2 protein-coding genes are annotated in these 1,940 nt (G+C 65.7%); one reads left to right on the plus strand and one right to left on the minus strand.

The genetic code is table 11. The features are described 5' to 3' along the window. Positions 1-25: 25 nt before the first annotated feature. Positions 26-463, minus strand: a complete 438-nt coding sequence (locus AC1D2K_RS33980; RefSeq protein ID WP_478094748.1) for a hypothetical protein — start codon at positions 461-463, stop codon at positions 26-28. A 276-nt stretch (positions 464-739) separates the two neighbouring features. Here AC1D2K_RS33980 and AC1D2K_RS33985 point away from each other — a divergent pair, with 276 nt between their 5' ends. Further along, positions 740-1,852, plus strand: coding sequence for a potassium channel family protein (locus AC1D2K_RS33985; protein ID WP_478094749.1), 1,113 nt, complete (start codon positions 740-742; stop codon positions 1,850-1,852). Positions 1,853-1,940 lie beyond the last annotated feature (88 nt).

Here is a 1,940-nt window from a genome sequence, read left to right on the forward strand (position 1 = left end):
ATGAATGGTGATTCTCATCTGTGCCTCAGTCGGGTTGGAAGGGCCAGTAGAAGGTGCCGTTCGTTGCCCCCTTGCCGACCCGAAACGTCTTGGCCTGGGAGACGCCCGCATAGGTGGCATATACGCGATAGACGCCGGGACTCAGGACCACATGGAACAGGGGGCCGCAGTCCGCAAAGGGGCCGTGTGGCATGCCCCGGCCCACAGGCTCGATCATCACGCCGACCCCCGCGACATAGGCGCCGGTGCCGACCTCGGCGAACGTCAGGCGCAAGTTGTAGAGATCGCGCGCGACCCGCATGTCCGACTGGCCTTGCTCGCCGATGCCGCCGGTGGCGTACGAGCCCGGCGCCAGCGTGGGCTGGGGCGCCGGACGGGCGAGCACAGTACCGCCCTGAAACGCGAACGATATCAGTGCGACGAGCAACAACCTGCGCATCGGTAGAGATATGAAATGCTTCATGGAGCGAACGCTAAAGCGAACGGCGCGGCCGAGCGTTGATCGCGCGCAAGCCAGGCATCGGCCGTCTGCGGCGGTTGCCGACATCGTCCGTCATTGCGCTGCATCAAGGTGTGGGACTGGTCGATGCGCGATGCTGGGCCTTCGTCGTCGTCGTGGCCGCTGGCGGGACTGGATGACGACGGCCAAGGGCTTCATACACGAACCCGCCGCAAGGGCGCGGGGTAACTTGAGACCGGGGGAGACATACTGGGCTTTTTCATCCACGGACAGAGCTCGATGCCTTTGATCGCCTTACTGCTCGGCGCCATCCTGGTTCTGGCGACCCTGGTCGACGCCTTCGAAGTGGTGCTGCTGCCGCGTCCGGTGCGCCGGCAGGTACGGCTGAACCGCTATTTCTTCAAATGCACCTGGCATGTCTGGGCTCGATGCGCGGGCCTTTGGCCCATCGGCAGTCGGCGCGAGGACTTTATCGGCGTCTACGGGCCGCTGTCGATGGTCATGCTCTTCGCCCTGTGGGGCGGGAGCCTGATCGTGGGATTCGGACTGGTGCATTGGGCGCTGCAGCGCCTGGTACCCAACGCCGGCTCCGACGCGCTGGTCGACCTGATCATCATCAGCGGCGACGCCTTCTTCACACTCGGGTATGGCGACAATGTGCCGCACCATTGGCTGGCGCGGCTGCTGGTGATCCTCGAAGCCGGTATCGGCTTCGGTTTCATCGCACTGACCATCGGCTACTTGCCGGTGCTCTATCAGCACTTCACTCGCCGCGATCTCCAACTCATTGAATTCTCCGCGCGCGCCGGCTCGCCGCCGACGGCTGCCGCCCTGCTGGGCTGGCATGTGCATGACAGCCCAGAGGCGCTCGAACGCTGGCTGAGGGACTGGGAGATCTGGGCGAGCGATCTGATCGAGAGCCAGGCCGTGTATCCGATGCTGGCGTACTACCGCTCGCAACACGAGGGCCATTCCTGGCTGGGCTCGCTGGCGGTGGTGCTGGATGTTTGTACGTTGCTCATTGGGGGCGCTGACGACGCGCGGCGTCACCAGGCCACCGCCACCTTCTCGGCCTTGAGGCGCGTCCTCGATGAAGCCAGTGAGTCGCTGCGCGTGGCACCGGCGCGGCAGGTGTCGGTCCGCCGGATGGACGCCGAGGCGCTGCGGCATCTCACGTCGACGATCCGTCGGATCCTGCCGAACTGGCGTGACGACGAGGCCAGTCTGCGGGCCATCGGCCAGTTGCGACGTACCTACGAGCCCCGACTGGAAAGTCTGGCCACGTACCTGCTGCTGGACGTGYCGGACTGGATCGACCCCGCAGCGACAGGGGCCGAGCGCTTCGGTCGCGATGCGGTCGTCCGGCAACTCACTGAGGGGCGCCCGGACTGATATCGATMTCACGGTGGTGGCTGGGGTCCCGTACGCGAGAGACCTCTGTCCTGGCGTTCGGAGGCGGGTCCGTCGCCATGCGGGGCGC

It is taken from the genome of Variovorax sp. P1_H12_2, assembly GCF_056405335.1.